This is a genomic window from Kitasatospora dryopteridis (assembly GCF_050749075.1).
GTDB lineage: Bacteria > Actinomycetota > Actinomycetes > Streptomycetales > Streptomycetaceae > Kitasatospora.
This window is the reverse complement of sequence record NZ_CP192749.1, coordinates 4,627,970-4,654,106: the sequence shown is the minus strand read 5'-3', so window position 1 is coordinate 4,654,106 and position 26,137 is coordinate 4,627,970. Positions and strand designations below refer to the sequence as shown.

Sequence of the window (26,137 nt, the reverse complement as noted above, 5' to 3'; positions counted from 1 at the left end):
GGGCGCGGGTCAGCCGATCCGGTGGGCGCCGGCGGCGGGGACGGCGGTGAAGGTGCGAGGGGTGGCGTAGCCGGCGCCGGCGAAGGCGGTGGTGACGGCGGCGGCGACGGTGTCCAGGGTGTCGGCGGCGACCAGGGCGATGACGGAGCCGCCGAAGCCGCCGCCGGTCATCCGGGCGCCGAGGGCGCCGGCCGCGACGGCCGCCTCGACGGCGAGGTCGGTCTCCGGGCAGGAGACCCGGTAGTCGTCGCGGAGCGAGGCGTGCCCGGCGGTGAGGATCGGCCCCAGCGCCGCGAGGTCGCCGGCGTCCAGCAGGGCGACGGCCTGCTCGACGCGGGCGTTCTCGGTGACCACGTGCCGTACCAGCGGGCGGAGTTCGACGGGCAGCCGGTCGAGGGCGGCGTCCAGGCCGGCCGGGGCGAGGTCCCGCAGGGCGGGCAGCCCGAGCAGCGCGGCGGCCCGCTCGCAGCCGGCCCGCAGTTCGGCGTAGGCGCCGTCGGCGAGGTCGTGCTTGACCCGGGTGTCGACCACCAGGAGCCGCAGGCCGGCCCCGGCGAGGTCCAGCGGGACCTGCCGCTGGGCGAGGCCGCGGGTGTCGAGGAAGAGGGCGTTGCCCTCGGTGCAGCAGACCGAGGCCATCTGGTCCATGATCCCGCAGGGCACGCCGACGAACTCGTTCTCGGCGCGCTGGGCGAGCCGGGCGAGGGCCGGGCCGTCGAGGCCGAGCCCGTGCAGGTCGCTGTAGGCGGCGGCCACCACGCACTCGATGGCGGCGGAGGAGGAGAGGCCGGCTCCGGTGGGCACGTCGCTGTCGATGTGCACGTCGGCGCCGCCGACCTCGTGCCCGGCCGCGCGCAGCGTCCACACCACGGCGGCCGGGTACTTGGCCCAGCCCTCCACGCTTCCGGGGGCGAGGTCGGCGACCGACAGTTCCACCGGGCCGCCGTCGGTCTGTGCGCTGTGCAGCCGCAGCAGACCGTCGGTGCGGAGCCGGACGGTGGCCCGGGCGGCCTGCGGCAGGGCCACGGGCAGCACGAAGCCGTCGTTGTAGTCGGTGTGTTCGCCGATCAGGTTGACCCGGCCGGGCGCCGCCCAGGCCCCTGCCGGGGCGGCGCCGTCGTGGACGGACTGGGAATCTGTCATCAGGCTCGCTTCTCCAGGGTGAAGGCCCAGGCGTCGGCGACGATGTCGTCGAGTTCGGGGCGGCGGGGGCGCCAGCCGAGCGCCTCGTGGGCGCGCTCGGCGGAGGCGACGAGGACGGCGGGGTCGCCGGGGCGGCGCTCGGCGGTGACGACGGGGATCTCGCGGCCGGTCACGCGCTTGACGGACTCGATGACCTCGCGGACGGAGAAGCCGTTGCCGTTGCCGAGGTTGCAGATCAGGTGCTCGCCGGGCTTGGCGGCGTCGAGGGCGAGCAGGTGGGCCGCGGCGAGGTCCGCGACGTGGATGTAGTCGCGGATGCAGGTGCCGTCCGGGGTCGGGTAGTCGTCGCCGAAGACGGAGATGTGCGGGCGCTGGCCGAGGGCGGCCTGGAACACCAGCGGGATGAGGTGCGACTCGGGGTCGTGGCGCTCGCCGTAGGCGCCGTACGCGCCGGCGACGTTGAAGTAGCGCAGCGACACCGCGGCCAGGCCGTGGGCGGCCGCCTCACTGGTGATCAGGTGGTCGACGGCGAGCTTGGTGGCGCCGTAGGTGTTGGTCGGCGAGGTGCGCGCGGTCTCCGCGATCGGGACGACCTCGGGCTCGCCGTACACGGCGGCGGTGGAGGAGAAGACGAGCTTGCGCACGCCGGCCTTGCGCATCGCCGAGACGAGCTCCAGGGAGCCGGCGACGTTGTTGCGCCAGTACTTCTCGGGGTCGGCGACGGACTCGCCGACCTGCGAGGAGGCGGCGAAGTGCAGGACGCCGTCGAAGGAGCCGTCGAGCACGTCGGAGGCGTCCTGGATGCGGCCGCGGACGAACTCGGCACCGGCGGGGACGCCCTCGGCGAAGCCGGTGGACAGGTCGTCGAGCACGGTGACCTGGTGGCCCGCCTCCAACAGGTGGGCGGCGACCACGCTTCCGACGTAGCCGGCGCCACCCGTGACCAGGTACTTACTCATGATGCGACCTCCCGCAGGCGCTGTGCCGCCGCCTCGGGCGACACATCGTTGACGAACGCGTCCATGCCGGATTCCACACCGGCCAGGAACTTGAGCTTGCCTACCGTACGACGAATCGTGAACAGCTCCAGGTGCAGTGCCAGCTCGTCTCCTCCGAGAGCGGGCGCCTGGTGCCATGCGGCGATGTACGGCGTCGGTGCGGCGTGCTCATTGTGCCCGGGCTCGATGAACAGCCGGTCGAAGCGGCGCAGGAGTTCCAGGTAGAGCCGGGGGAACTCGGCGCGTTCGGCCTCGGTGAGGCGGGTCAGGTCGGGCACCCGCCGGTTCGGGTAGAGGTGGACCTCGTACGGCCAGCGGGCGGCGAACGGCACGAAGGCCGTCCAGTGCTCGCCGGCCAGCACCACCCGGGCGGGGTCGGCCCGTTCGGCGGCGAGCAGGTCCTCGAAGAGGTTGCGTCCGGTGCGTTCGCGGTGCCGGCCGGCCTGCTCGACCGCGCGGGCGGTGCGCGGGGTGACGAACGGGAAGGCGTAGATCTGCCCGTGCGGGTGGGCCAGGGTCACCCCGATCTCGGCGCCGCGGTTCTCGAAGCAGTACACCTGCCGGACGCCGGGCAGTGCGGACAGCTCGGCCGTGCGGTCCGTCCAGGCGTCCAGGACCAGGCGGGCCTGCGGCTCGCTCAGGTCGGCGAAGGACAGCTCGTGGTCGGAGGTGAAGCAGACCACCTCGCAGCGGCCGGTGCCGGGCCCGGAGCCGGCGAGCGGGTGGTCGCGCCCGGTGACGCGGGCGGCGTCGGCGGCCAGCGACGGGAAGCGGTTCTCGAAGACCGCGACCTGGTACTCGGCGGCCGGGATCTCGCTGAGCCTGCCGTCCCGGGACGGGCAGAGCGGGCACTCGTCGGCCGGCGGGTGGTAGGTGCGGCCCTGCCGGTGGGCGGCGACGGTCACCCAGTCCCCGGTGACCGGGTCCCGGCGGATCTCGGACAGGCTCGCGGTGGGCTCCAGCGGGCGCAGGTCGGTGGAGTCCCTGAGGGCGGCGTCGTCCCCGTCGAAGTAGAGGAGCTCGCGGCCGTCCGCGAGTTTGGTGGTGGTCTTCTTCACGGTGAACTGCTCCGATCTCCTCGCTCCCGAACATAATCAAACATCGCCGACCACAAGTCAACAGACGGGATCGTGAGGAAACACCGGGCGGGCAGACGGGCCGAACGGAACGGTCAGGCCGAACGGCCGACCCGGTCCAGCAGGCCGGTCCGGGCGGCCACCGCCGCCGCCTCCAGCCGGGAGCGGGCGCCCAGCTTCACCAGGACGCGCTGCACATGGGTCCGGGCGGTGCTGGAGGCGATCCCCATGCCGGCCGCGATGGCCGCGGTGTCCTCGCCCTCCGCGATCCGGGCCAGCACCTGTGCCTCCCGCCGGGTCAGCAGCCGCAGCAGCCGCACCGCGTCGTCGTCCGGCTCCGCGGCCGGCCGCAGCAGCGCCTCGAAGGCCCCCTGCAGCACCTCGGCCGCCACCGCGGCCTCCCCGGCCCGCACCCGGGCGATCGCCCGCTCGACCACGTCGATCCGCTCGTCGCTGCGCACGTAGCCGGCCGCACCGGCGGCGAAGGCGGCGGCGACCCGACCCGGGTCGCCGACCGGCCCGAGCACCACGACGGCCAGCTCCGGGTGCTCCGCGCGCAGCCGGCGCAGCGGGGCGAAGACGTCCTCCCCCCCGGCGCCACCGGCGACCCCGAGCAGGCAGACCTCGGGCCGCCGCCCGGCGACCAGCGTCGCGGCGGCAGCGGCGGGCGCCCCCACGCCGAGCACCCGGTGGCCGCGCAGCTGCAGCGCGGCGGCCAGCGCCTCGGCCAGCAGGCGGTGGTCGTCGACGATCACGAGCCGAACGCCCACGGCGCCTCCCAGTCCCCCGTGCCGGCCGCCGGGGTCCTCCGCACCCGGCCGCGGCGCTTGACGCACCATCACAGCGCATACCCGCCCGGCCCGCCAGGCCGCAGGCCCGGGGGGAACGCAGAAGGCCCCCGCCTTGCGGCGGGGGCCTTCGAACTCCGGAGCCCCCATGCGGAATCGAACCGCAGACCTTCTCCTTACCATGGAGACGCTCTACCGACTGAGCTATAGGGGCCTGTTCCTCGGGCGCTTGCTGCTCCCTTCGAACGAGGAAGACATTACAGGGTCGTCGACCGGAAAGCGAAATCGATCGGCCGCCTCCCCCCTCGGAGCCCGGGAACGGTCAGGCAGGCCCCTGGACGCCGCCTGCGCAGTGCGCGGCGTCGAACCGCTCGCGTGCCGCCACCACCGCGCCGGCGTAGGACTCGACCCAGTCGCCGAGCGGGGCGATCCGTTCGGCCAGCGTGCGGCCGAGCGGCAGCAGCCCGTACACCACCCGCGGCGGGGTCTCCGGGTGGACGGTGCGCAGCACCAGGCCGTCCCGCTCCAGGGCGCGCAGGGACTGGGTGAGCATCTTGCGGCTGACCCCGCCGACCGAGCGCTGCAGCTCGGAGAAGCGCTGCTCGCCGCAGCTGTGCAGGCTCAGCACGAGCAGCAGGGACCACTTGTCGGCGAGCTCCGCGAAGACGTCCCGACTGGGGCAGACGGCGGCGAAGATGTCGAACTCCTCACCGGCCGCGGTACAGGAGGCCGCGGGTTCGGCGGTCGGGGCGGAGGTCTGCGGGGTGGCCATACCGCACAGGGTAACGCCGGCGGTCTCCAATCGGGAGTTGGTAACCATCGGAGACCTGGTCTACATTGGAGACCGTCAAGCCCGGCCGGGCCTTCCGAACGGCCGGGCCCCCGTCTGCCCTCTTCGAGGAGTCATCCCGCCATGACGACCGCCATCCGCCCCACCGTCGCCATCGCCTTCCACTCCGGCTACGGCCACACCGCCGTGCTGGCCGAGGCCGTGGCCCGCGGTGCCGCCGCGGCCGGTGCCGACACGGTGCAGATCGCCGTGGACACCATCACCGAGGAGCAGTGGGCGCAGCTGGACGCCGCCGACGCGATCGTCTTCGGTTCGCCGACCTACATGGGCACCGCCTCCGGCGCCTTCCACACCTTCGCCGAGGCCACCTCCAAGCGCTGGTTCGGCCAGGACTGGAAGGACAAGCTGGCCGCCGGCTTCACCAACTCCGCCTCGAAGAGCGGCGACAAGCTGCACACCCTGCAGTTCTTCACGGTGCTGGCCGCCCAGCACGGCATGCAGTGGGTGAACCTCGGCCTGCACCCGGGCTGGAACTCCACCACCGCCTCCGAGAACGACCTCAACCGCCTGGGCCTGTTCCTCGGCGCCGGCGCCCAGACCAACAACGACCAGGGCCCGGAGGGCGTCCACAAGGCCGACATCGCCACCGCCGAGCACCTCGGCGACCGGGTCGCCCGGCAGACCGCGATCACCCTCGCCGGCCGCGCCGCGCTGGCCGCCTGACGCAGCGCCGCACCGGCGGTCCGTCACCGCGCGGCCGCCGCACCCCCGTCCAGTGCCGGGGTGCGGCGGCCGCGTGCGTCCAGCTCCGTGCCGCGCGTCTCCGGCAGGCCCAGCAGGCACAGCAGGGACACCGCGCCGAGCCCCGCCAGGTACCAGCCGACCGGCACCGCCGTCCCGTACGCGGCGGTCAGCCGGGTCGCCACCAGCGGTGCGGTCGCCCCGCCGACCACCCCGGCCAGGTTGTACGTGAGCGCCGCCCCCGTGTAGCGCACCCGGGTCGGGAACAGCTCCGGCAGGCAGGCCGCCACCGGTCCCAGCATGGCCCCGAGCAGCGCCATCGCCCCCAGCAGGGCGAGCGCGATCCATCCCGTCCGGCCGGTCTCCAGCAGCGGGAAGAGCAGCACCGACCAGCCGGCCGCCCCCGCCGTCGCGGCCAGCAGGGTGCGGCGGCGCCCGAAGCGGTCGCTCGCCCGGGCGCTCAGCACCACCGTGCCGCCCTTCAGCACCGAACCGGCCATCAGCAGGCCGAGCACCGGCGACCGGGACACCCCGAGGTCCGCGGTGGCGTGCGCCAGCGCGTACGTCGTCGTCAGGTAGAACAGCGCGTACCCGGACATCACCGCGCCCGCGCCGAGCAGCACCGGACGGGCGTGCCGGCGCAGCACCTCCGCCACCGGCACCCGGGGCCGCACCCGCTCCGCGCGGAACACCGGGCTCTCCGCCACCCGAAGCCGGACGAACAGCCCGACCGCCACCAGGGCCAGCGAGGCCAGGAACGGCACCCGCCAGCCCCAGGCGAGGAACGCCGCCTCGTCCAGCACCCCGCCGAGCAGCAGGAAGACCCCGGTCGCCAGGAAGAACCCGGCGCAGGGGCCGAGTTGCAGCAGGCCGCCGTACCGGCCGCGGCGGCCCGGCGGGGCGTGCTCGGCGAGCAGCAGCGCCGCACCGCCCCACTCGCCGCCCAGGCCCAGCCCCTGGCAGAAGCGCAGCACGGTGAGCAGCACCGGCGCCCACACGCCCCACCGGCCGTGGTCGGGCAGCAGGCCGACCGCAGCCGTGGACAGGCCCATCAGCAGCAGCGACACCACCAGCACGGCCCGGCGGCCGAGCCGGTCGCCGAAGTGCCCGAAGAGCACGGCGCCCAGCGGGCGGGCCACGAAGGCCACCGCGTAGACGGAGAAGGCCGCGAGCAGCGCACCCGCCGGGCCCAGCCCGGGGAAGAACACCCGGCCGAAGACCAGGGCGGCGGCGGTGCCGTAGATGAAGAAATCGTAGAACTCGATGGCGGTTCCGAGGAGGGCCGCGGCGGCCACCCTGCGCAGGACGGCCGGATCGGGTGCCGATGGGGTGTCACTCGTCATGACGCCCACCCTGGCAAGGCGCTGACCTGCAAGGACAGCAGCGGCACGGGTGATTCGGAAGCGCACGGCCCGGCGGGAGCCGGGGTGGTGCGCCGGGCGGGCCGCGGCGGTATGGTGGCCGCTCCCGGATTCGAAAGGGCGCACGTGAGAGACGTGTTCGACGAGAACGGCGTGTTCGACAAGCTCTTTGCCGCGCTGTGCCTCGCCCTCAACCTGCTGCTGCTCGACCTCGGCGTCTCGCAGTACCGCCACGGCGGTTCGGCCGCCTGGGCGCTCTTCGCCGCGGCTCTGCTCCTCGGCACCGGCTACCAGACCGCCCGCCGGTTCCGGCCCAGGCGCTGAAGGGCGCCCCTTCAGGGGCGCCCCCGAGGCCTGCTCGGCGACTCAGACCTGCTCGGCGAGCTCCAGCCAGGCCATCTCCAGCTCCTCCTTCTCGTCGCGGACCTTGCGCAGCTGCGCGTCCAGTTCCGCGACCTTGGAGAAGTCGGCGGCGTGCTCCGCGAGCCGGGAGTGCAGCTTGGACTCCTGGTCGTCCAGCTTGGCGATCTGCCGCTCCAGCTTCTGCATCTCCTTCTTCGCCAGCCGGGTGTCGGCGGCGGGCTTGGCCGGTGCGGCCGGGGCCGCCACGGCGGGTGCCGACGCCTCGGCCATCCGGGCGCGGCGCTCCAGGTACTCGTCGACGCCGTTCGGCAGCATCCGCATCCGCCGGTCGCCGAGCAGGGCGTAGACGGTGTCGGTGGTGCGCTCGATGAAGAAGCGGTCGTGGCTGATCACGATCATCGACCCGGGCCAGCCGTCGAGGAGGTCCTCCAGCTGGTTGAGGGTCTCGATGTCGAGGTCGTTGGTGGGCTCGTCGAGGAAGAGCACATTGGGCTCGTCCATCAGCAGGCGCAGCAGCTGGAGGCGGCGGCGCTCGCCGCCGGAGAGGTCGCCGACCGGCGTCCACTGCTTGTCCTTGCCGAAGCCGAACTGCTCGCAGAGCTGACCGGCGCTCATCTCCCGGCCCTTGCCGAGGTCGACGCGGCCGCGGACCTGCTCGACGGCCTGCAGCACCCGGGTCTCCGGGTCCAGCTCGGCGATCTCCTGCGAGAGGTACGCCAGGCGCACGGTCTTGCCGACCTTGATCACACCGCCGGCCGGCTGCACGTCGCCCTCGGTCGCGTGGGCGGCCTGCATGGCCCGCAGCAGCGAGGTCTTGCCGGCGCCGTTGACGCCGAGCAGGCCGATCCGGTCGCCGGGGCCGAGCTGCCAGGTCAGGTGGTCCAGCAGGTGCTTGGGGCCGGCCTTGATGCTCACGCCCTCGAGGTCGAAGACGGTGCGGCCGAGGCGGGCGTTGGCGAACTTCATCAGCTCGGACTTGTCCCGCGGCTCCGGCACGTCGGCGATCAGGGCGTTGGCCGCCTCGATCCGGTAGCGCGGCTTGGAGGTGCGGGCGGGCGCGCCGCGGCGCAGCCAGGCGAGCTCCTTGCGGGCCAGGTTCTGCCGCTTCTGCTCCTCCGTCGCCTCGATCCGGGAGCGCTCGGCGCGGGCGAAGACGTAGTCGGAGTAGCCGCCCTCGTACTCGCGGACCTCGCCGCGCTGGACGTCCCACATCCGGGTGCAGACCTGGTCGAGGAACCAGCGGTCGTGGGTGACGCAGACCAGCGCCGAGCGGCGGGCCTGCAGGTGGCGGGCGAGCCAGGCGATGCCCTCCACGTCGAGGTGGTTGGTGGGCTCGTCCAGGACGATCAGGTCGGGCTCGCCGAGCAGCAGCTTGGCCAGCGCGATCCGGCGGCGCTCGCCGCCTGAGAGCGGGCCGATCACGGTGTCCAGGCCGTCGGCGAAGCCCGGCAGGTCGAGGCCGCCGAACAGGCCCTCGATGATGTCGCGGATCCGGGCGTCGCCGAGCCACTCGTGGTCGGCCCGGTCGGCGATCACCTCGTGCCGGATGGTGGCCGCCGGGTCGAGCGAGTCGTGCTGGGTGAGGACGGCCAGCTGCAGGCCGCCGGAGTGGGTGATCCGCCCGCTGTCCGGCTCCTCCAGCTTGGCGAGCATCCGGATCAGGGTGGTCTTGCCGTCGCCGTTGCGTCCGACGACGCCGATCCGGTCCCCCTCGCTGACGCCGAGGCTCACCCCGTCCATCAGGGCACGGGTGCCGTACACCTTGGTGACGGACTCGATGGTGGCGAGGTTGACGGCCACTGCTGCTGCGCTCCTGGGAGGGGTCGGGAGGTGTCTCCGACCACCCAGCCTAGTGGGAGGCAGGAACGTCCCGGCCCGTGCGAGAGTCGCAGCAGCGAACCGGAGAGCGGGAGGTGTGCGGTGACGGCAGTCGGAGGGCGGCCGCAGATGCTGCCCGAGGAGTTCGAGCGCATCGCCGTGGCAGCCGAGCGCGAGGACGTACGGATGGAGTTCGTCCACGGGCGGATCGGCGTCAAGGCAGTACCCGACGGCGACCACCACGAGATCGTCCGCCGGGTGACGCAGCAATGTGTGCAGCAGCGCCCCGACCTGTGGCTGTACCCCGGGCGCGGACTGCGGGTGGAGACCTACCGCAAGGGCCACGCCAAGCCGGACGGAGTGCTGTCCCCGAAGGGCAGCTTCGCCGGTCAGGGCGAGTGGGCCGACCCCGACCGGGTCGTGATGGTGGTCGAGGTGACCTCGTACGACACCGACACCGACCGCCGCGACCGGGACGAGAAGCCGCGGGCCTACGCGGAGACCGGCATCCCGGTCTACCTGCTGGTCGACCGGGACAGCTGCGAGGTGCTGGTCTTCGGCGAGCCCGAGGACGGGCAGTACGTGAACCTGGTGCGGCGGCCATTCGGCAAGACCGTCGTGCTGCCCGAGCCGGTCGGGATCAGCCTGGACACCGAGCCGTTCAAGGCCTGGGTGCGCTGACCTCCGCCCCCGGGACGGGGCCGCGGGTGGCGTGGGCGGTGCGGCAGGTGCCGGAGGCCCGCAGGGCGGCGGCGACGGCGGCAGCCGACTCGGCGTCCTTGGCCAGGAAGGCGCAGGTCGGGCCCGATCCGGAGACCAGGGCGCCGATCGCGCCGGCCTCGGTGCCGGCCCGCAGGGTGTCGGCGAGCGAGGGCCGCAGCGAGAGGGCGGCGGACTGCAGGTCGTTGGTGAGTGCGGCGGCCAGGGCCACCGGGTCGCCGGAGGCGAGGGCTGCGAGCAGGGCCGGGTCGGCGTCCGGGGTGGGGACGTCGGCCTCCGAGGAGCCGGTGCCGGCCTCCTCGCGGAGCCGGTCGCACTCGCGGAAGACCGCCGGGGTGGAGAGCCCGCCGTCGGCGACCGCGAACACCCAGTGGAAGGTGCCGGCCACCGGCAGCGCGTCCAGGATCTCGCCCCGGCCGCGGCCCAGCGCGACCCCGCCGAGCAGGGCGAACGGCACGTCGGAGCCGAGTTCGGCGGCGAGTTCCAGCAGGGTCTCGAGCGGGGTGGCCAGGCCCCACAGCGCGTCGCAGGCGACCAGCGCGGCGGCGCCGTCCGCACTGCCGCCGGCCATGCCGCCGGCCACCGGGATGGCCTTGGCAATGTGCAGGTGGACGCCCGGGTCGGCGAGGCCGTGGTGCGCGGCGAGCAGCCGGGCCGCGCGGGCGGCGAGGTTGCTGTCGTCCAGCGGGACGGCGGCGGCGTCCGGCCCGGTGCAGGAGAGCGTGACGCCCTCGCTGGGGGTGGCGGTCACCTCGTCGAACAGGCCGACGGCGAAGAAGACGTTGGCCAGGTCGTGGAAGCCGTCGGCGCGCAGGCCGCCGACCCCCAGCTGGACGTTGACCTTGGCGGGGACGCGAACCGTGATCATTTCTGGGCCTCGGGCTTGTGCTCGGCGATGGCGGCGAACTGTTCGACCGTCAGCATCTCGCCGCGCAGCTTGTGGTCGATCCCGGCGGCGTGCAGCGCCTCCTCGGCGGCGGCCGGGGAGCCGGCCCAGCCGGCCAGCGCGGCCCGCAGGGTCTTGCGGCGCTGTGCGAACGCGGCGTCCACCACGGCGAAGACCTCCGCACGGGAGGCGGCGGTCTTCGGCGGATCCCGGCGGACGAGCGAGACCAGGCCGGAGTCGACGTTCGGCGCGGGCCAGAAGACGTTGCGGCCGATCGCCCCGGCCCGCTTCACCTCGGCGTACCAGTTGGCCTTCACCGAGGGCACGCCGTACACCTTGTTGCCAGGCTTGGCGGCGAGCCGGTCGGCGACCTCGCTCTGCACCATGACGAGGGTGCGCTCGATGCTCGGGAAGGTCTGCAGCATGTGCAGCAGCACCGGCACCGCGACGTTGTAGGGCAGGTTGGCGACCAGCGCGGTCGGCGGCGGGCCGGGCAGCTCGGTGACCTCCATGGCGTCGGAGAGCACCAGGTCGAAGTCCTTCGCCTTCTCCGGCATCCGGGAGGCGACGGTGGCCGGCAGGTGCCGGGCGAGCAGCGGGTCGATCTCCACCGCGGTGACGTGCGCGGCGACCTCCAGCAGCGCCAGCGTCAGCGAACCGAGCCCGGGGCCGACCTCGACCACGCTGTCCTCGGCGGTCACCCCGCCCGCGCGGACGATCCGCCGCACGGTGTTGCCGTCGATGACGAAGTTCTGCCCGCGCTGCTTGGTCGGCTTCACGCCGAAGGCGGCGGCCAGCTCGCGGATGTCGGCCGCGCCGAGCAGGTGGTGGTCGGCGGCGGGTGCGGGATCGGTGCTGCTCACCCCGCAAGGATACGGGCGCCGCGGCACCTCAGAGTTCGACGACCTGCTTGAGGTCGATCTCCACCGGGAACGGCACCGCCGTGACCAGCAGCCCTTCGTGGACGGCCACCGGCAGGTAGACGCCCTGCTCCTCGTCCAGCCGGAACTCGTGGACGACCGGCAGGTCGTCGTCGCCCCGCTCGACCCGCCAGTAGGAGGGGATCTTCTTCTCGGCGTACTGGCCCGGCTTGCGGAACCGGTCGTTCGCCCGGGTGCCGTGCGACACGACTTCCACCATCAGCACCACGGCCTCCGGCGGAAGGCACTCCAGCTCGAAGACGTCGATGCCGGTCTTGTCGAAGACCACGACGTCCGGCTTCGTGGTGTTCTCCGGGTCGAGTAGCACACATCGCTCGGGCAGCACGCTGTACGGCGCTGCCCGCCCGGCGAAGAGCGCCCGCTCGATGCCGGAGCGCACCAGGTCATGCCAGAGATTCGTCTGCCCCCGCACCATGATGATTCCGTCCACCAGATCCCATTCGAACGGCAGATCGAGGTCCTTGACCTGCTCGTACGTCCACTCCTGGGACATCGGGTGGTTCCGGTCGATCGGCTCGGCGGTCATCGCCACCTCCCTCACCGCCCTCATGCTAACCAGCACGGGGGTGGCGCGAGGGTGCAGAAGCGTTCCGCCGGATTACGACCTCTGTTCGGGTCAGTACCCGAAGGCGCGGGCGGTGTTCTCGGCGATCGCGGTGGCCATCTCGTCCTCGGCGATGCCGCGGTGGGCGGCCATGGCGCGGAGGGTGACCGGGATCAGGTAGGGGGCGTTGGGGCGGCCGCGGAAGGGGTGGGGGGTGAGGAAGGGGGCGTCCGTCTCGATCAGGACGCGGTCGAGCGGGGTCACCGCCAGGGCCTCGCGCAGGGCGTGGTTGGACTTGTAGGTGACCGGGCCGGCGAAGGAGAGGTACCAGCCGTGCTCGGCGCAGACCTTGGCCATCTCGGCGTCGCCGGAGTAGCAGTGGAAGACGGTGCGCTCGGGCGCGCCCTCCTCCAGCAGGAGGGCGATGACGTCCTCGTGGGCGTCCCGGTCGTGGATGACCAGGGCCTTGCCGTGCCGCTTGGCGATCTCGATGTGGCGGCGGAAGGACTCCTTCTGGATGTCCACGCCCTCGGGGCCGGTGCGGAAGTAGTCGAGGCCGGTCTCGCCGACCGCCTTGACCTGGGGCAGGGCGGCGAGGGCGTCGATCTCGGCGAGCGCCTCGTCGAGGGCGGCGGCCCCGCCGGGGGCCCGGTGCTGCCCGGACCAGCCGTCGGGGTCGCCGAGGAAGATCCGCGGTGCCTCGTTGGGGTGCAGGGCGACGGCCGCGTGCACGGCCTCGAACTCGGCGGCGAGGTCCGCCGCCCAGCGCGAGCCGCGCACGTCGCAGCCGACCTGGACGACGGTGGTCACCCCGACCGAGGCGGCCCTGGCGAGGCCCTCGGCGGGGGTGCCGTTCTGCATGTCCAGGTGGGTGTGCGAGTCGGCCACCGCCACGGCCAGGGGTTCCGGCAGCGGCGGCGGGGTCGACCGGTCGTCGTCCTTCTTGGCCATCAGGAGGCGGGCTTCTCTTCCAGGCGGGGGAACAGGATGTCGCCCTTGGTGACGGTGGCACCGGCGGGCAGCCGGCCCCAGTCGGCCACGGTCGCGATGGTCTGCGAGGCGAGGGCGCCGAGGGACTCCTCGGCGCCGAGCGACTCCCACAGCTTGGCGGCGGCGGTCGGCATCAGCGGGTTGAGCAGGACGGCGGTGGCGCGCAGTGCCTCGGCCGCGGTGTAGAGGATGGTCGCGAGGCGGGCCCGGCCCTCCTCGGAAGTGTCCTTGGCGACCTTCCACGGCTCCTGCTCGGTGAGGTAGCCGTTGACCAGCTTGACGAACTCGAAAATCGCGGCGATGCCGCCGGCGAAGTCCAGCTCCTCGCCGATCTTCAGGTCGGCCGTGGCCGCGGCCTTCGCCAGGCCGTCGACGACCGCCTGCTCGGCCTCGCCGGCGGCGGTGGCCGCCGGCAGCGCGCCCTCGTAGTACTTGCCGACCATGGCGGCCACGCGGGAGGCGAGGTTGCCGAAGTCGTTGGCGAGCTCGGAGGTGTACCGGGCGGTGAAGTCCTCCCAGGAGAACGAGCCGTCGGTGCCGAACGGGATCGCCCGCAGGAAGTAGTAGCGGTAGGCGTCCACGCCGAAGTGCGAGGTGAGGTCGGTGGGCGCGATGCCGGTCAGGTTGGACTTGGACATCTTCTCGCCGCCGACCATCAGCCAGCCGTTGGCGACGACCCGCTTGGGCAGCGGCAGGCCCGCGGCCATCAGCATGGCCGGCCAGATCACCGCGTGGAAGCGGAGGATGTCCTTGCCGACCAGGTGGACGGAGGCCGGCCAGAGCTCCTCGAAGCGGGCGTTGTCGGTGCCGTACCCGGCGGCGGTGATGTAGTTCTGCAGGGCGTCGACCCACACGTAGAGGACGTGCTTCTCGTCCCAGGGCAGCGGCACGCCCCAGTTGAAGGTGGAGCGGGAGATCGAGAGGTCCTGCAGGCCCTGCTCGACGAAGCGCAGCACCTCGTTGCGGGCCGAGGCGGGGGCGATGAAGTCCGGGTTGGCCGCGTAGAACTCCAGCAGCTTCGGGCCGTACGCGGAGAGGCGGAAGAAGTAGTTCTCCTCCTCCAGCCACTCGACCGGGCGCTTGTGGATCGGGCAGAGCTTCTCGTCCTCGGTGGCACCGGGGAGCAGCTCGCCGGGGAGCTTGTACTCCTCGCAGCCGACGCAGTACGGGCCGGAGTAGCCGCCCTTGTAGATCTCGCCCTTGTCGAAGAGGTCCTGGACGAACTCCTGGACGCGGTCGGTGTGCCGCTTCTGGGTGGTGCGGATGAAGTCGTCGTTGGCGATGTTCAGGTGCTGCCAGAGCGGCTTCCAGGCCTCTTCGACCAGCTTGTCGCACCACTCCTGCGGGGTGACGCCGTTGGCGTCGGCGGTCCGCATGATCTTCTGGCCGTGCTCGTCGGTACCCGTGAGGTACCAGACGTTCTCGCCGCGCTGGCGGTGCCAGCGGGTGAGGACGTCGCCCGCGACCGTGGTGTACGCGTGGCCCAGGTGCGGGCGGTCGTTCACGTAGTAGATCGGGGTCGTGACGTAGTACGCCGAGCGCGGGGCGTCGGTGGTGCTGTGGTCTTCAGTGGCCGCCATGCCACGGAATCTTAGTCGCGCGAAGGAACCACCCTCGACCGATTACCGGCCCGGGGCGGCCCTCCGCTGCGGCCGGGGCGGGCCCGGCTCAGTCGGCGCGGTGGGTGAAGAAGCCGAACCAGCGGCGGCGCGGCCCGGCCGGCACCGCCTGCTCCGGCTCCTCGGGTTCGGGGTGGCTCTGGTATCCGGGGGCGTGGTGCACCTGGCCCTCGGCGCCGGCGACCCGCCCCTCCCGCATGATCCGGACCTTGTGGCCGCCGCAGCCCGGGCAGGTGGGCTCGCGCAGCGGCGAGGGGACGCGGACGCCGTTCGCCTTGTACTCGAAGACGATGCGGCCCTCCCGGTCCACGTGGTGCTCGATGTCGTACGCCTGCTCCCAGCCGTAGCCGCAGCTCAGGCACGCGAAGGAGTACGCCTCCCGGACGGTCTCGACCGTGGGGGGCCGTCGGGTGGTCAGTCCGACGCCGCTGGGCGTTTCGCCAGTCAGAGGGCTACCGATCGTCTCGCTCATAGCCGTCTCCCAGGTGCCCGCCGGACGGTCGTCCGGCTCGGGTCTTCCATCCCGGACCTTGCCCGCGCTGACGGGTTTCCCACCCGACTTGTCAAGTCTTGGACGTGCGTTGGGAAGACCTGTACGAAGCCGGTGCGCGCGGGGCACTCCCGGGGTGCTTCCCTCCACGGTACGCGCGGGACCCCCCGGGAGCACTCCTGGTCAGCCCGCGTTCTTCGCGGCCACCACGGCGTCGAAGACCTCGCGCTTGGGCAGGCCCAGCTCGGCGGCGACGGCGGCGATCGCCTCCTTGCGCCGCTCGCCGGCCTCCTCGCGGACGGCGACCCGGCGGGCCAGCTCGGCGGGGCCGACCTCCTCCGGGGCGGCCGGCGGGGCGCCGGCCACGACGACGGTGATCTCGCCCTTGACGCCGTCGGCGGCCCAGGCGGCCAGCTCGGCCAGCGGGCCGCGGCGGACCTCCTCGTAGGTCTTGGTGAGCTCGCGGCAGACCGCGCCGGGGCGGTCTGCCCCGAAGGCCTCGGCCATGGCGGCGAGGGTCTCGGCGATCCGGTGCGGGGCCTCGAAGAAGACCATGGTGCGCGGCTCGGCGGCGATCGTCGCGAGCTGGCGGGCCCGATCGCCGGCCTTGCGGGGCAGGAAGCCCTCGAAGGTGAAGCGGTCGACCGGCAGGCCGGAGAGGGCGAGTGCGGTGAGCACCGCGGAGGGGCCGGGGACGGCGGTGACCCTGATGCCGGCCGCGACGGCGGCGTCGACCAGGCGGTAGCCGGGGTCGGAGACCGAGGGCATGCCGGCGTCGGTGACCAGCAGCACCCGGGCGCCGCCGCGCAGCGCCTCGACCAGCTCGGGGGTGCGGGCGACCTCGTTGCCCTCGAAGTAGGAGACCACCCGGCCGGCGGGGGCCACTCCGAGGGCCTGGGTGAGCCGGCGCAGCCGCCGGGTGTCCTCGGCGGCGATGACGTCGGCGCCGGCCAGTTCGGTGAGCAGCCGGGGCGGGGCGTCGGTGACGTCGCCGATGGGGGTGCCTGCGAGAACGAGTACTCCTGTCACGGGCACCATCCTCCCAGGGCGGGCGGGCCGCCGGGGCAGCCGGGCGAACGGTGACGAACCGGGCAGGTTCGCGGGGAGGACCGGAGGGGGCCTCCTGCCGCCGGGAATGCGCCCCTACGATGTGGCGCGTGAGCGGCGACACGTCATCCGAGGCGCCTGCGGGCGCGGACCACACCGACCAGGGCGGCGTGGCGCTGCTGAGCGCGGCCGCGGCGGCGCCCGGCGGCGCACCGGGGGCACCGGCCCTGCCGGGCCCCCGCGAGCCGGAGCCCGGGCGGTCCTTCTGGCAGCGCCGGCTCGACCGGTACGGCTACCGCGCCCCGGAGCCGGTGCCGGTGGCGGCGCGGCTGGTGCCGCCGATGCCGGACGGCCCGGGGGTGACGCCCGACCGGGTGCCGCCCTCCCCCGTGCTGCTGCAGCTGGGACTCGCGGTGCCCGCCGGGCTGTGGTCCTGGCTGTGCCGCTGGGCGGGCTGGATCGGCCCGCTGGCGGTGGCGGTCTTCGGCGGCCTGCTGCGGTTCTGGCACCTGGGCGCGCCGAAGGCGCTGATCTTCGACGAGACGTACTACGCCAAGGACGCGTACTCGCTCTGGAAGGGCGGCTACGAGACCAGCTGGGCGGACGACGCCAACAACCTCATCACCTCGGCGCACCCGACCGTCCCCTACCGGGTGGACCCGGCGTACATCGTGCATCCGCCGGTCGGCAAGTGGATCATCGGCCTGGGCGAGCAGATCTACGGCATGAACCCGGTGGGCTGGCGGTTCATGACGGCCGTGCTGGGCACCCTGTCGATCCTGATGATCGCCCGGATCGGCCGGCGGCTGTTCCGCTCGACCCTGCTGGGCTGCGTGGCGGGCCTGCTGCTGGCGGTCGACGGCCTGCACTTCGTGATGAGCCGGGCGGCGCTGCTCGACCTGGTGGTGATGTTCTGGTTCCTGGCGGCGTTCGGCTTCCTGCTGCTGGACCGCGACCGCACCCGGGGGATCGTCGCCCGCAGGCTGGAGACCCGGCCCGGCGGGGACTGGCTGTTCCTCGGCTGGCGGCCGTACCGGCTGGCGGCGGGCGTCTCGCTGGGCCTGATGACCGCGACCAAGTGGAGCGGCCTGTACGCGCTGCTGGCGTTCGCCGTGCTCGGCGTGGTGTGGGACGCCTCCGCCCGCAGGGCGGCCGGCAACCGGCAGTGGCTGCTGTGGGGCCTGTTCGACGCGCTGGTGGCGCTCCCGCTGCTGTTCGTGGTCACCGTCGGCGTGTACGTGGCCTCCTGGACGGGCTGGTTCATGAGCAGCACCGAGCCCGGCAAGGGCGGCTACGGCCGGGACTGGGCGGTGCACCGCGCCGGGCTGTCGCCGGACACGGTGATGGGGCTGCCGCTGCCGCAGTTCGACATGAGCTGGGTGCCGGCCGGGCTGCGCGGCCTGTGGCACTACCACGCCACCATGTACGACTTCCACGTCCACCTGACCAGCCCGCACACCTACCAGTCGAACCCGTGGAGCTGGCTGCTGCTCGGCCGGCCGGTGTCCTTCTTCTACGAGTCCCCGAAGGCGGGCCAGGCGGGCTGCACGGCCGCCGAGTGCGCCCGCGAGGTGCTGGGCATCGGCACCCCGGTGCTGTGGTGGGCGGGCATCGCCGCGCTGGCGTACTGCCTGTACCGGTGGGCGCTGCGGCGGGACTGGCGGGCCGGGGCGGTGCTGTGCGGCGTGGCGGCCGGCTACCTGCCGTGGTTCGGCTACCAGCAGCGGACGATCTTCCTGTTCTACGCGGTCGCGTTCGTGCCGTTCCTGGTGCTCGCGGTGACCATGATGATCGGCGCCCTGCTGGGCCCGGCCGGGGCGAGCCGGGACCGGCGGCTGATCGGCGGCGCGGCGGCCGGCCTGCTCGTGTTCGCCGTCATGTGGAACTTTTTGTACTTCTACCCCCTGTATACGGGTGAGACGATCCCGATGGACGACTGGCGTTCCCGGATGTGGTTCACCAGCTGGATCTGACCGACCGCGGGCACGGACGTGCCATCTGTGACCGAAGTGTCGTAGGTGCACACATGTTCTGTGTTCTACCGTGGTGCGGTCTGCCATCGGCTGAACACTGGGGGGAACCGTGCACAAGGGCGTGAAGATCGGCATCGGCACCGTCGTCGCGGCGATGGTCACCGTCGGCGGATACGGCGTGTACAACATCGCCGACGCGCTGACCGGGAACGACAAGCCCAAGGGCCCGCGGACGGTGGTCGCCGGGTCGCCGAGCGACGAGCAGGCCGCGAACGCCGCCAAGGCGTTCCTCGCGGCCTGGGCCAAGGGGGACCTGGAGGCGGCCGGCGAGCAGACCGACCGGCCGGACACCGCCAATGCGGAGCTCGCCGCCTTCCGGGACAAGCTGAAACCGACCGCGATCACCCTCACCGCGGGCGGCCCGGCCGCCGCCCCGGCGGGCGCACCCGCCCAGGACTCGGCCAACGCGGCCAAGCCGGTGATGCGGGGCTTCTCCGCCAAGGTCGAGTTCGCGGGCAGCGGCAAGGCCTGGACGTACGAGGGCGTGCTGCCGCTGGTGAAGATGAGCGACGGCAAGGCCGCCGTGCAGTGGAGCCCCGCGGTCGTCCACCCGCACATGGCCACCGGCCGGACGATCGACGTGAAGCCGGTCTTCGCGCAGGCTTCCGAGGTCACCGACCGCAACGGCAAGCCGCTGACGGCCTTCCCGTCGCTGACCGGCCTGCTGGAGGGCTTCAAGAAGGGGGCGGACGGCGACCCGGCGGGCGCCGGCAGCGCGGTGGTGATCACCGGTACGCCCAAGCCCGAGCAGCTCTTCGTGATCACCGAGCCCAAGCCGGTGCCCTCGGTGAGGCTGACCCTGGACGCCAAGCTGCAGCAGGCCGCCGAGGAGGCGGTCAAGGAGCAGTCCAAGGGCGGTGCGCACAAGGCCTCGCTGGTCGCGATCGAGCCGAGCACCGGCAACATCCTGGCGTTCGCCAACGCGCCCGTCGGCGGTCAGAACCGCGCCTTCGGCGGCGCCACCGCCCCCGGCTCCACCATGAAGGTGGTCACCGGGGCGGCCCTGCTGGAGGCCGGCGTCACCCCGCAGAGCACGGTGGCCTGTCCGGAGACCACCTCGGCGGGCGGCCAGACCGTCCCGAACGACTTCAAGGGCGACCACCCCTCCTACACGTTCAAGGACGACTTCGCGCAGTCCTGCAACACCGCCTTCATCAACGAGGGCAACAAGCGGCTCAAGGCCGACTCCCTGCCGAAGATCGCCAAGGAGGTCTTCGGGCTGGGTCTGGTCTGGCACACCGGCCTGGAGAACTTCGACACCGACATCCCGGTGCCGTCCAACATCAACGGCGCGCTGCCGGAGTTCATCGGCCAGGGCGCGATCCGCACCAACCCGCTGGCGATGGCCTCCGTCTCGGCCACCGTGCAGAGCGGAACGTTCCACCAGCCCGTCCTGATCGCCGGCAAGAAGGACGTCGCCACGGCCTCCCGGCAGCTCAGCTCCTCGGTGCTGACCGACCTGCGGTCGCTGATGCGCGCCGTGGTGACCGAGGGCACCGCCAAGGACGCAATGGCCGGGATCCCCAACGTCTACGCCAAGACCGGCACCGCGGAGGTCGACGGCAAGGACACCAACAGCTGGTTCACCGCCTACCGCGGGAACCTGGCGGTCTCCGCCGAGGTCGAGGGCGGCGGCCACGGCGCCCAGGCGGCCGCACCGGCGGCGGCCAAGCTGCTGCACATCGGCAACAACTGACCGGATCACCCGGGCCGGACCGGCCCGACGCTCAGCCCCGGCCGTAGACGGCGGTGACGTTGTCGACGGCCGGGCGGGCGCGGCCGGCCGGGCCCGCGGCGAAGGCCTTCAGGACGTTCTCGGTGACCCGGCGCACCAGGTCGCCGGTCCGGGCGTCCATGCCGTGGTTGCCCCGGCCGCCGGGGCCCTGGGCGTCGAGCGCCTCCACCCAGCGCATGGTGCCGCTGGCGAACACCCCGGCCCCGCTCGGCGCCGTCCAGTAGGCGGTGTCGGCGAAGGACCGCCGGCCGTCGCAGACCACCGGCGAGTGGGCGACGATCTCGATCGGGCGCGGGGTGGGGAAGCCGGTGTTCACCCGGTCGTACTCGACGCCGACCAGGTGCGGGAAGGAGTCGCCCGCCTTCGCCCCGGTGCCCTCGAACAGCCAGTGGCCGGGGGCGGTGACCACGTACGGGGCGTCCACCGGGTAGCCGTCGTAGATCACCCCCAGCAGGGAGCTCTCCGGGTCGGCGTCGGGGGCGTCCCGGAAGTCGTTGGTGGCGGGCCGGCCGGCACGGCGGCCCGGGTCGTCCTTCCAGGCGCCCTTGTAGCAGACCACGATCCGGTCCGGGCCGAGCTCGGAGGGCTCGTGGCGGACCCGGCGGAAGCAGCAGTTCGCGCCGAGCACCGCCAGGTTGGTGCCGGCGTCCCGGGCCGCGGCGACGTGCGCGCGCTGCTCCGGCGACCAGTACTCGTCGTGGCCGAGCGAGAGCACCGCCGTGGCGCCCCGCAGCAGCTGCGGGTCGCGGGCCAGGTCGACGGTGGTGGTGTACGCCAGCGGCAGGCCGAGCCACTCGGCCAGCGCGATCAGCGGCGCCTCGTACACCAGGAACAGCCCGGCGCCGTCGGCGTAGCGGTACGGGCGGTCGAAGGTGACCTGCAGGGAGCGGGTGGCCAGGCCGCCGGTGGGGCCGTTGTACAGGTTGTGGCCGCCCCACTCGTTGTAGGCCTGCCAGGTGGTGACCGCGTTGACCACCACCGTCCGGCCGGCGGCGGCGCGGGAGCGGACGGTGACCGGGACGAACCGGCGGCCGGAGCCGTCCTCGGCGTCCAGCCGCAGCAGGTAGCTGCCCTCCGGCCAGCCGCGGGTCTGCACGGTGGCGCTGCGCCGCCAGCCGGCGCGGACCATGCGGGTGCCGGCGTCGACGGTGGGGGCGGCCTGGCGGGTGCCCGGCAGCGGGTCGGAGTGCCAGACGAGCCGGGCGCGGGCGCCGCCGTACCAGCCCATCCGGTAGGCGCGGACGCGGAACGCCGGGGCGGTGGTCGACACGTACAGCCCGAAGGGCTCGCCGGGCAGGACGCTCACCCGGTCGGCGAAGCCCTCGATCGCCTCGGGCGCGCCGGGCCTGTCGATGCGCCAGTCGGCGTCCCCGGGCAGGGCGTTCTCGGCGGCGGTCGAGGACGGCGCGGGACGGGCCGCCGACGACTGCGGGGGCGGCGCGGTGCGCCCGTCCGAGGAGGCGGGCGAGGGGGCGCAGCCGGCCGGGCCCGCGGTGGCGGCCCCGACCGCCGCAGCGCCCGCCGCCAGTCCCAGGAAGCGCCGCCGGGCCGTGCCCGCCGGGCCGTCGCTCTGCGCCATCCGTCGCCCCTCCGTCGTCCGCCCGTGGTTCCGCCGCCACGAGTGTTGTGGATCATCGTGGCGTACGGCGCGGGACGCGCCGGACGGCGGGGTCAGACCTGGACGAGTCCGCTGCGCGGGGGCAGCGCGGCCGCCTCCGGTGGTTTCCAGGTCAGGGTGCGGGAGGCCAGCCGGGGCCAGATCACCAGCACCGCGGGCAGCGCCAGGTAGCCGAACCGGCCGGCCGGGGCGAGCACGAACGCTATGGTCAGGCCGGCCGCGAGCAGGTCGCAGGCGGCGATCGCCGAGGTCGGCGGGTAGGCCAGCAGCCAGAGCGCGACGGCCAGGCCGCCGAGGCAGAGCAGGCTGAGCGAGATGGTGTGCCCGATCGGGCCGAACCCGGCGAGGATCTTGCCGGGCAGCGGGCTGCCGGCCGGGGTCTGCACCGCCGCCAGGCCCAGCGGGAAGCGGACGACCTGCTCGCGCATCTCGGCGCCGTCGGCCACCGCGAACGGCAGCACCACCAGGGCGGCGGCGCCCACCGCGATGCCCGCGGCGCCGGCGGCCGGGCGCCGCCCGTACAGCCGCCAGATCAGCAGGGCGGCGACCGGCAGCGCCGGCCAGGCCGTCCATTTGAGGGTGCAGGCGAGGGCCAGCACCACGCCGGCGCCGACCGTCCGGCCGCGGGCGGCGAGTGCCATGGCCAGGCAGCAGACGCCGATCAGCGGCAGGTCGACGCCGCCGACGGCGAGGGCGAGGCCGATCAGCGGCGAGGCGGTGAGCGCGGCGAGCGGCAGCAGCGGGGCGCGGCCCTGCGCGGGCCGCAGCAGCCACCAGCTGCCGAGCATGCAGCCGAGGAAGGTCAGCGCGAACCAGATCCGGGCGTCGCCGAGGAGCTGGGTCACCGGTCCTGCGCTGCCGAGGACCGCCCGCGGCAGGCCGAACAGCGTCATCGCCGGCAGGTACGGGTTGTAGTCGGCCGGCCGCACCGGGTCGGCGAGGTACGGGTCGCCGGAGTGCAGCAGCAGGTGGGCGGAGCGTTCGACCACCATCACCTCGGACTGGTGGCGCCCGTGCACGGCGAGCAGGACGAGCGGCAGCAGTACCGCTCCGACCAGCGCCACCGAGGCGGCCGCGCGCGGGCCGTACCGGCGCGGCAGCACCAGGCAGAGCAGCCCGGCGAGCCCGTAGGCCGGGGCCGCCAGGGTGCCCCAGAAGATCTGGTTCGGCAGGTCGGAGACGAGCGGGAAGGCCGCGGCCCAGCCGGCCGCGACGGCGCAGCCGAGCAGTTGGACGCCGCGGTGGGCGACCAGTCGGCGGGCCGCCGGGCGCCTGTCCGACCGCGGTCCGGGCACCCGGGGAACGGGTGCCCGGCCGACGCCGGGCTCGGCACGGCGCCGGAGCGCACGGCGCGCGGGCCGTGGCCGGTCGGGCATCCGGGGGCTCACCATGGCAGAGAGGGTATGGGCTGAGTGGGGCGGTGTCCCGGTGCCCCGACGGTTGATGGTGTGCGTCCTGCCACAGCGGGGCGGGTGGCACCCGGTGCCGCGGCGGCAGTGCGGGCAGGTCCGGGCTCCGGCGGGGGTGGCCGAGGGCTTTCCGAGGGTTCCGGGAGGTCAGCCTCCGGAGAGCACCGCCTGCAGGACCGAACGGGCGATGGGCGCGGCCAGGGCGCCGCCGGTGACGTCGGTGGCCTCGCTGTCGGCGATCACCACGGCGACCGCGACCGGGGGCACCCCGCCGGTGTCCGGGCGGGCCCAGCCGATGAACCAGGCGTAGGGGGTGTCGCCGTTGCCGGTGCCGTGCTGGGCGGTGCCGGTCTTGCCGCCGACGGTCGCGCCGGGGATGCGGGCTCTGCGGCCGGTGCCCTCCTCGACCACGTCGACCATCAGCTGCTGGACCTGGGCGGCGACGCCCGGGCTCATCGCCTGCCGGTAGAGCTCCGGGTGCATGACCTGGACGGCGGTGCCGTCGCTGCGGGTCAGCTTGTCCACGAGCTGTGGACGCATGACGGTGCCGTTGTTGGCGACCCCGGCGGCCACCATCGCCATGACCAGCGGGGTGGCGGCGGTGTCGTACTGGCCGATGGAGGAGAGCGCGACCTGCGAGGTGTTCATCCGGGTGTCGAAGTTCGACCGGGCGGCGCGCACCGGGACGTCCAGCGAGGCGTCGTTGAAGCCGAAGGACGCGGCGGTGGACGCCATCCGCTCCAGCCCGACCTGGGTGCCGAGCCAGCCCATGGTGCTGTTGCAGGAGTTCACCATCGCCTCGTCCAGCGAGAGGCCGGCCTCGTCGCAGGCGCGGCTGTCGTTGACCAGCTCGGTGGTGGTGCCGGGCATCACGTACGGGTAGGGCGCGCCGGTCGGGGCGTGGATGTCGCGGACGGTGCCGGCGGAGAGGGCGGCCGCGGCGGTGACCACCTTGAAGGTGGAGCCGGGCGGGTAGATCTGCCGCAGCGCCCGGTTGAGCATCGGCTGGTCGGTGTCGGCGCGCAGCCTCGTCCAGGCCTCGCGGTCGGCGGCGGAGGACCCGGCGAAGCTCCCCGGGTCGTAGGAGGGGGTGCTGGCGAGGGCGAGGATGCGGCCGGTGGCCGGTTCGATCGCGGCGACGGCGCCCTGCTGGCGGCCGAGGCCGCGCAGGGCGGCCTGCTGCGCGGCCGGGTCGATGGTGGTGTGGACGTCGCCGCCGGGGTTCTGCCGGCGGGCGACGGCGTCCCACACCGCCCAGCTGGACAGCCGCTCGTCGGCCCCGGACAGCAGGTCGTCGTAGATGCCCTCCAGCTGGCTGTTGCCGTAGACCTGGGAGGCGTAGCCGGTGACGGCGGCGAACGCGGGGCCGTCGGTGTAGGTGCGCTTGTAGTCGTAGCGGCCGCCGGTCGGGGTGGAGCCGGTGACCGGCTCGCCCGCCACCAGGACGTTGCCGCGCGGCTGGTCGTAGCGTTCGACGGTGAGGCGCTGGTTGGCCTTGTTGTGGTTGAGCGCGTCGGCCTGGAAGATCTGCACCCGGGTGGCCTGGGCGGCCAGGGCGACGATCAGCAGCAGGCAGAAGGTGCCGGCCCGGCGGCCGGTGGTGGAGATGCCGGGGCGGGTCTGCCCGTTGTCGCCGCGCGGTTTCACGTCCGGCTCCCGGGGCGGGGGCGGCGGGCGGTGTCGCTCATCCGCACCAGCAGCGCCACGATGATCCAGTTGGTGACCACCGAGGAGCCGCCCTGGGCGACGAAGGGCAGGGTCATCCCGGTCAGCGGGATCAGTGCGAGCACGCCGCCGGCCACCACGAAGACCTGCAGGCCGACGATGGCGGCCAGGCCGATCGCCAGCAGCCGCCCGAACGGGTCCCGCAGGGCCAGGCCGGTGGCGAAGCCGCGCGAGACCAGCAGCGCGTAGAGCAGCAGCACGGCGGTCAGCCCGGTCAGGCCGAGTTCCTCCCCCACGGTGGCGAGGATGAAGTCGGACTTGGCGGCGAAGCCGATCAGGATGGAGTGGCCGAGGCCGAGGCCCGCGCCGAGCAGCCCGCCCCAGGCGAAGGCGAACAGCGACTGGGCGATCTGGTTGGGGCCCTGCCCGGCGGCGATCGAGCCGAGCGGGTCCAGCCAGTCGGTGACCCGGCCGTGCACGTGCGGCGACAGCCGTCCCACGCCGAAGGCGCCGACGGCGGCGAGGAACAGCCCGATCGCGATCCAGCCGCTGCGCGCGGTCGCCACGTAGAGCATCACCACGAACAGGCCGAAGAACAGCAGCGAGGTGCCGAGGTCGGTCTCCAGCACCAGGACGCCGACGAACGCCGCCCAGACCACCAGCACCGGGCCGAGCACCCGGCCGCGCGGGAGCTGGAACCACAGGATGCGGCGGCCGGTCAGCGCCAGCGCGTCCCGGTGGCCGGCGAGGTAGGCGGCGAAGAACACCGCGAGCAGGATCTTCGCGAACTCGCCCGGCTGGATGGAGAAGGCGCCGACGGTGATCCAGATCCGCGAGCCGTAGACCGGCGGGAAGAACACCGGCAGCACCAGCAGCACCAGGGCGGCCAGCGCGCAGATGTAGGCGTACCGCTGGAGCACCCGGTGGTCGCGCAGCACCACCACCGCGGTCAGGAAGAGCGCCACCCCGATCGCCGACCACAGCAGTTGGGAAAGGGCCGCGGAGGAGCCCGGTGTCGCGCGGTCCAGGCGGTAGATGACGACCAGTCCGATGCCGTTCAGCAGCACCGCGATGGGCAGCAGCAGCGGGTCCGCGTACGGGGCCCGCCAGCGGACGGCGGCGTGCGCGACCAGCGCCAGCCCGCCGAGCGCCGCGCCGTAGGTCGCGGCGTCGGGCGGCGGCCGGCCGTCGATGTTCACACCGACCTCGACGTAGCCGAACACCGCGATCAGCACCGCCCCGACGACCAGCAGCAGCTCGGTGGTGCGCCGGGTCGGGGGCATCGGGGCCGCGGTGGGCGGTGCGGCCGCCGGGGTGGTGGGTGTGGCCACGGCCGTCCTCGCAGGCGGGCGGGTCGGCGGT

At 73.7% G+C, this 26,137-nt stretch carries 23 protein-coding genes and 1 tRNA gene; 5 read left to right on the top strand and 19 right to left on the bottom strand.

Translation table 11 applies throughout. The annotated features are described in order from the left end of the window. Positions 1 to 9 precede the first annotated feature (9 nt). The 6 genes from galK to ACQ614_RS21200 form a co-directional block, all read right to left on the bottom strand. Complete coding sequence (gene galK, locus ACQ614_RS21225; protein WP_431680074.1) at positions 10 to 1,143, bottom strand: galactokinase; 1,134 nt, start codon at positions 1,141 to 1,143, stop codon at positions 10 to 12. Then, positions 1,143 to 2,102 carry a UDP-glucose 4-epimerase GalE gene (galE, locus tag ACQ614_RS21220; RefSeq protein WP_431680073.1) on the bottom strand — a complete coding sequence of 320 codons (960 nt, stop codon included), beginning with the start codon at positions 2,100 to 2,102 and terminating at the stop codon, positions 1,143 to 1,145. The genes galK and galE overlap by 1 nt, the downstream gene beginning before the upstream one ends. Next, on the bottom strand, positions 2,099 to 3,199 hold the full coding sequence (galT, locus tag ACQ614_RS21215) for a galactose-1-phosphate uridylyltransferase (RefSeq protein ID WP_431680072.1): 1,101 nt from the start codon (positions 3,197 to 3,199) through the stop codon (positions 2,099 to 2,101). Before galT ends, galE begins: the two co-directional genes overlap by 4 nt. Positions 3,200 to 3,312: 113 nt before the next feature. Beyond that, complete coding sequence (locus tag ACQ614_RS21210; RefSeq protein WP_431680071.1) at positions 3,313 to 3,987, bottom strand: LuxR C-terminal-related transcriptional regulator; 675 nt, start codon at positions 3,985 to 3,987, stop codon at positions 3,313 to 3,315. Positions 3,988 to 4,146: 159 nt separating this feature from the next. After that, positions 4,147 to 4,219 (bottom strand) — tRNA-Thr (locus tag ACQ614_RS21205). A 108-nt stretch (positions 4,220 to 4,327) separates the two neighbouring features. Beyond that, a complete protein-coding gene (locus ACQ614_RS21200) occupies positions 4,328 to 4,777 on the bottom strand; it encodes a winged helix-turn-helix transcriptional regulator (RefSeq protein ID WP_431680070.1) in 450 nt (149 codons plus the stop codon). Between the two features lie 141 nt (positions 4,778 to 4,918). On the opposite strand from ACQ614_RS21200, the gene ACQ614_RS21195 reads away from it, so the two are divergent. Continuing rightward, a complete protein-coding gene (locus ACQ614_RS21195) occupies positions 4,919 to 5,518 on the top strand; it encodes a flavodoxin family protein (protein ID WP_363496882.1) in 600 nt (199 codons plus the stop codon). Positions 5,519 to 5,541: 23 nt separating this feature from the next. Here ACQ614_RS21195 and ACQ614_RS21190 read toward each other — a convergent pair whose 3' ends face one another. Then, on the bottom strand, positions 5,542 to 6,879 hold the full coding sequence (locus tag ACQ614_RS21190; protein ID WP_431680069.1) for an MFS transporter: 1,338 nt from the start codon (positions 6,877 to 6,879) through the stop codon (positions 5,542 to 5,544). Between the two features lie 144 nt (positions 6,880 to 7,023). Between ACQ614_RS21190 and ACQ614_RS21185 the strand changes: the two genes are divergently transcribed. After that, complete coding sequence (locus ACQ614_RS21185; protein WP_363496876.1) at positions 7,024 to 7,221, top strand: hypothetical protein; 198 nt, start codon at positions 7,024 to 7,026, stop codon at positions 7,219 to 7,221. Between the two features lie 42 nt (positions 7,222 to 7,263). Here the strand turns inward: ACQ614_RS21185 and ACQ614_RS21180 are convergent, their stop codons facing one another. Further along, entirely contained in the window at positions 7,264 to 9,060 is a 1,797-nt protein-coding gene (locus ACQ614_RS21180; protein WP_431680068.1) for an ABC-F family ATP-binding cassette domain-containing protein, read from the bottom strand. 147 nt (positions 9,061 to 9,207) lie between these two features. Between ACQ614_RS21180 and ACQ614_RS21175 the strand changes: the two genes are divergently transcribed. Next, positions 9,208 to 9,759, top strand: a complete 552-nt coding sequence (locus tag ACQ614_RS21175) for a Uma2 family endonuclease (protein ID WP_431683982.1) — start codon at positions 9,208 to 9,210, stop codon at positions 9,757 to 9,759. Here the strand turns inward: ACQ614_RS21175 and ACQ614_RS21170 are convergent. The 7 genes from ACQ614_RS21170 to rsmI all read right to left on the bottom strand — a co-directional run bounded on the left by ACQ614_RS21170 (position 9,740) and on the right by rsmI (position 16,297). Continuing rightward, positions 9,740 to 10,666, bottom strand: a complete 927-nt coding sequence (locus ACQ614_RS21170; protein ID WP_431680067.1) for a 4-(cytidine 5'-diphospho)-2-C-methyl-D-erythritol kinase — start codon at positions 10,664 to 10,666, stop codon at positions 9,740 to 9,742. The genes ACQ614_RS21175 and ACQ614_RS21170 overlap by 20 nt on opposite strands. After that, positions 10,663 to 11,547: a 16S rRNA (adenine(1518)-N(6)/adenine(1519)-N(6))-dimethyltransferase RsmA gene (rsmA, locus tag ACQ614_RS21165; protein ID WP_431680066.1), complete on the bottom strand. Its 885-nt coding sequence runs from the start codon at positions 11,545 to 11,547 to the stop codon at positions 10,663 to 10,665. The genes ACQ614_RS21170 and rsmA overlap by 4 nt, the downstream gene beginning before the upstream one ends. A 28-nt stretch (positions 11,548 to 11,575) precedes the next feature. Continuing rightward, positions 11,576 to 12,151: a Uma2 family endonuclease gene (locus tag ACQ614_RS21160; protein WP_431680065.1), complete on the bottom strand. Its 576-nt coding sequence runs from the start codon at positions 12,149 to 12,151 to the stop codon at positions 11,576 to 11,578. 90 nt (positions 12,152 to 12,241) lie between these two features. Beyond that, on the bottom strand, positions 12,242 to 13,120 hold the full coding sequence (locus tag ACQ614_RS21155; RefSeq protein ID WP_431680064.1) for a TatD family hydrolase: 879 nt from the start codon (positions 13,118 to 13,120) through the stop codon (positions 12,242 to 12,244). Continuing rightward, on the bottom strand, positions 13,120 to 14,739 hold the full coding sequence (gene metG / locus ACQ614_RS21150; RefSeq protein ID WP_431680063.1) for a methionine--tRNA ligase: 1,620 nt from the start codon (positions 14,737 to 14,739) through the stop codon (positions 13,120 to 13,122). Before metG ends, ACQ614_RS21155 begins: the two co-directional genes overlap by 1 nt. A gap of 88 nt (positions 14,740 to 14,827) precedes the next feature. Then, positions 14,828 to 15,250 (bottom strand): hypothetical protein, encoded by a 423-nt coding sequence (locus ACQ614_RS21145; protein ID WP_363496853.1) that lies wholly within the window; start codon positions 15,248 to 15,250, stop codon positions 14,828 to 14,830. Between the two features lie 201 nt (positions 15,251 to 15,451). Continuing rightward, the gene (gene rsmI, locus ACQ614_RS21140) at positions 15,452 to 16,297 is read right to left on the bottom strand and encodes a 16S rRNA (cytidine(1402)-2'-O)-methyltransferase (RefSeq protein WP_431680062.1); all 846 of its coding nucleotides are present in this window, start codon (positions 16,295 to 16,297) and stop codon (positions 15,452 to 15,454) included. A 119-nt stretch (positions 16,298 to 16,416) separates the two neighbouring features. Between rsmI and ACQ614_RS21135 the strand changes: the two genes are divergently transcribed. Next, on the top strand, positions 16,417 to 18,288 hold the full coding sequence (locus ACQ614_RS21135) for a dolichyl-phosphate-mannose--protein mannosyltransferase (protein WP_431680061.1): 1,872 nt from the start codon (positions 16,417 to 16,419) through the stop codon (positions 18,286 to 18,288). Positions 18,289 to 18,397: 109 nt separating this feature from the next. Continuing rightward, positions 18,398 to 20,044, top strand: a complete 1,647-nt coding sequence (locus tag ACQ614_RS21130) for a penicillin-binding transpeptidase domain-containing protein (protein WP_431680060.1) — start codon at positions 18,398 to 18,400, stop codon at positions 20,042 to 20,044. Positions 20,045 to 20,075: 31 nt separating this feature from the next. Here ACQ614_RS21130 and ACQ614_RS21125 read toward each other — a convergent pair whose 3' ends face one another. From ACQ614_RS21125 to ACQ614_RS21110, 4 genes are all read right to left on the bottom strand, one after another. Further along, entirely contained in the window at positions 20,076 to 21,662 is a 1,587-nt protein-coding gene (locus ACQ614_RS21125; RefSeq protein ID WP_431680059.1) for a N,N-dimethylformamidase beta subunit family domain-containing protein, read from the bottom strand. A 92-nt stretch (positions 21,663 to 21,754) separates the two neighbouring features. Continuing rightward, positions 21,755 to 23,092, bottom strand: a complete 1,338-nt coding sequence (locus tag ACQ614_RS21120) for a hypothetical protein (protein WP_431680058.1) — start codon at positions 23,090 to 23,092, stop codon at positions 21,755 to 21,757. Positions 23,093 to 23,257: 165 nt separating this feature from the next. Then, positions 23,258 to 24,757, bottom strand: a complete 1,500-nt coding sequence (locus ACQ614_RS21115; protein ID WP_431680057.1) for a penicillin-binding transpeptidase domain-containing protein — start codon at positions 24,755 to 24,757, stop codon at positions 23,258 to 23,260. Continuing rightward, entirely contained in the window at positions 24,754 to 26,058 is a 1,305-nt protein-coding gene (locus tag ACQ614_RS21110) for an FtsW/RodA/SpoVE family cell cycle protein (protein WP_431683981.1), read from the bottom strand. Before ACQ614_RS21110 ends, ACQ614_RS21115 begins: the two co-directional genes overlap by 4 nt. Positions 26,059 to 26,137 lie beyond the last annotated feature (79 nt).

Excerpts from the sequence above, each read along its gene's own strand:
- galK (WP_431680074.1), bottom strand. The coding sequence starts at position 1,143 with ATGACAGATTCCCAGTCCGTCCACGACGGCGCCGCCCCGGCAGGGGCC.
- galE (WP_431680073.1), bottom strand. The coding sequence starts at position 2,102 with ATGAGTAAGTACCTGGTCACGGGTGGCGCCGGCTACGTCGGAAGCGTG.
- ACQ614_RS21200 (WP_431680070.1), bottom strand. The coding sequence starts at position 4,777 with ATGGCCACCCCGCAGACCTCCGCCCCGACCGCCGAACCCGCGGCCTCC.
- ACQ614_RS21195 (WP_363496882.1), top strand. The coding sequence starts at position 4,919 with ATGACGACCGCCATCCGCCCCACCGTCGCCATCGCCTTCCACTCCGGC.
- ACQ614_RS21190 (WP_431680069.1), bottom strand. The coding sequence starts at position 6,879 with ATGACGAGTGACACCCCATCGGCACCCGATCCGGCCGTCCTGCGCAGG.
- ACQ614_RS21175 (WP_431683982.1), top strand. The coding sequence starts at position 9,208 with ATGCTGCCCGAGGAGTTCGAGCGCATCGCCGTGGCAGCCGAGCGCGAG.
- ACQ614_RS21170 (WP_431680067.1), bottom strand. The coding sequence starts at position 10,666 with ATGATCACGGTTCGCGTCCCCGCCAAGGTCAACGTCCAGCTGGGGGTC.
- ACQ614_RS21160 (WP_431680065.1), bottom strand. The coding sequence starts at position 12,151 with ATGACCGCCGAGCCGATCGACCGGAACCACCCGATGTCCCAGGAGTGG.
- ACQ614_RS21155 (WP_431680064.1), bottom strand. The coding sequence starts at position 13,120 with ATGGCCAAGAAGGACGACGACCGGTCGACCCCGCCGCCGCTGCCGGAA.
- metG (WP_431680063.1), bottom strand. The coding sequence starts at position 14,739 with ATGGCGGCCACTGAAGACCACAGCACCACCGACGCCCCGCGCTCGGCG.
- ACQ614_RS21145 (WP_363496853.1), bottom strand. The coding sequence starts at position 15,250 with ATGAGCGAGACGATCGGTAGCCCTCTGACTGGCGAAACGCCCAGCGGC.
- ACQ614_RS21135 (WP_431680061.1), top strand. The coding sequence starts at position 16,417 with ATGTGGCGCGTGAGCGGCGACACGTCATCCGAGGCGCCTGCGGGCGCG.
- ACQ614_RS21125 (WP_431680059.1), bottom strand. The coding sequence starts at position 21,662 with ATGGCGCAGAGCGACGGCCCGGCGGGCACGGCCCGGCGGCGCTTCCTG.
- ACQ614_RS21120 (WP_431680058.1), bottom strand. The coding sequence starts at position 23,092 with ATGGTGAGCCCCCGGATGCCCGACCGGCCACGGCCCGCGCGCCGTGCG.
- ACQ614_RS21110 (WP_431683981.1), bottom strand. The coding sequence starts at position 26,058 with ATGCCCCCGACCCGGCGCACCACCGAGCTGCTGCTGGTCGTCGGGGCG.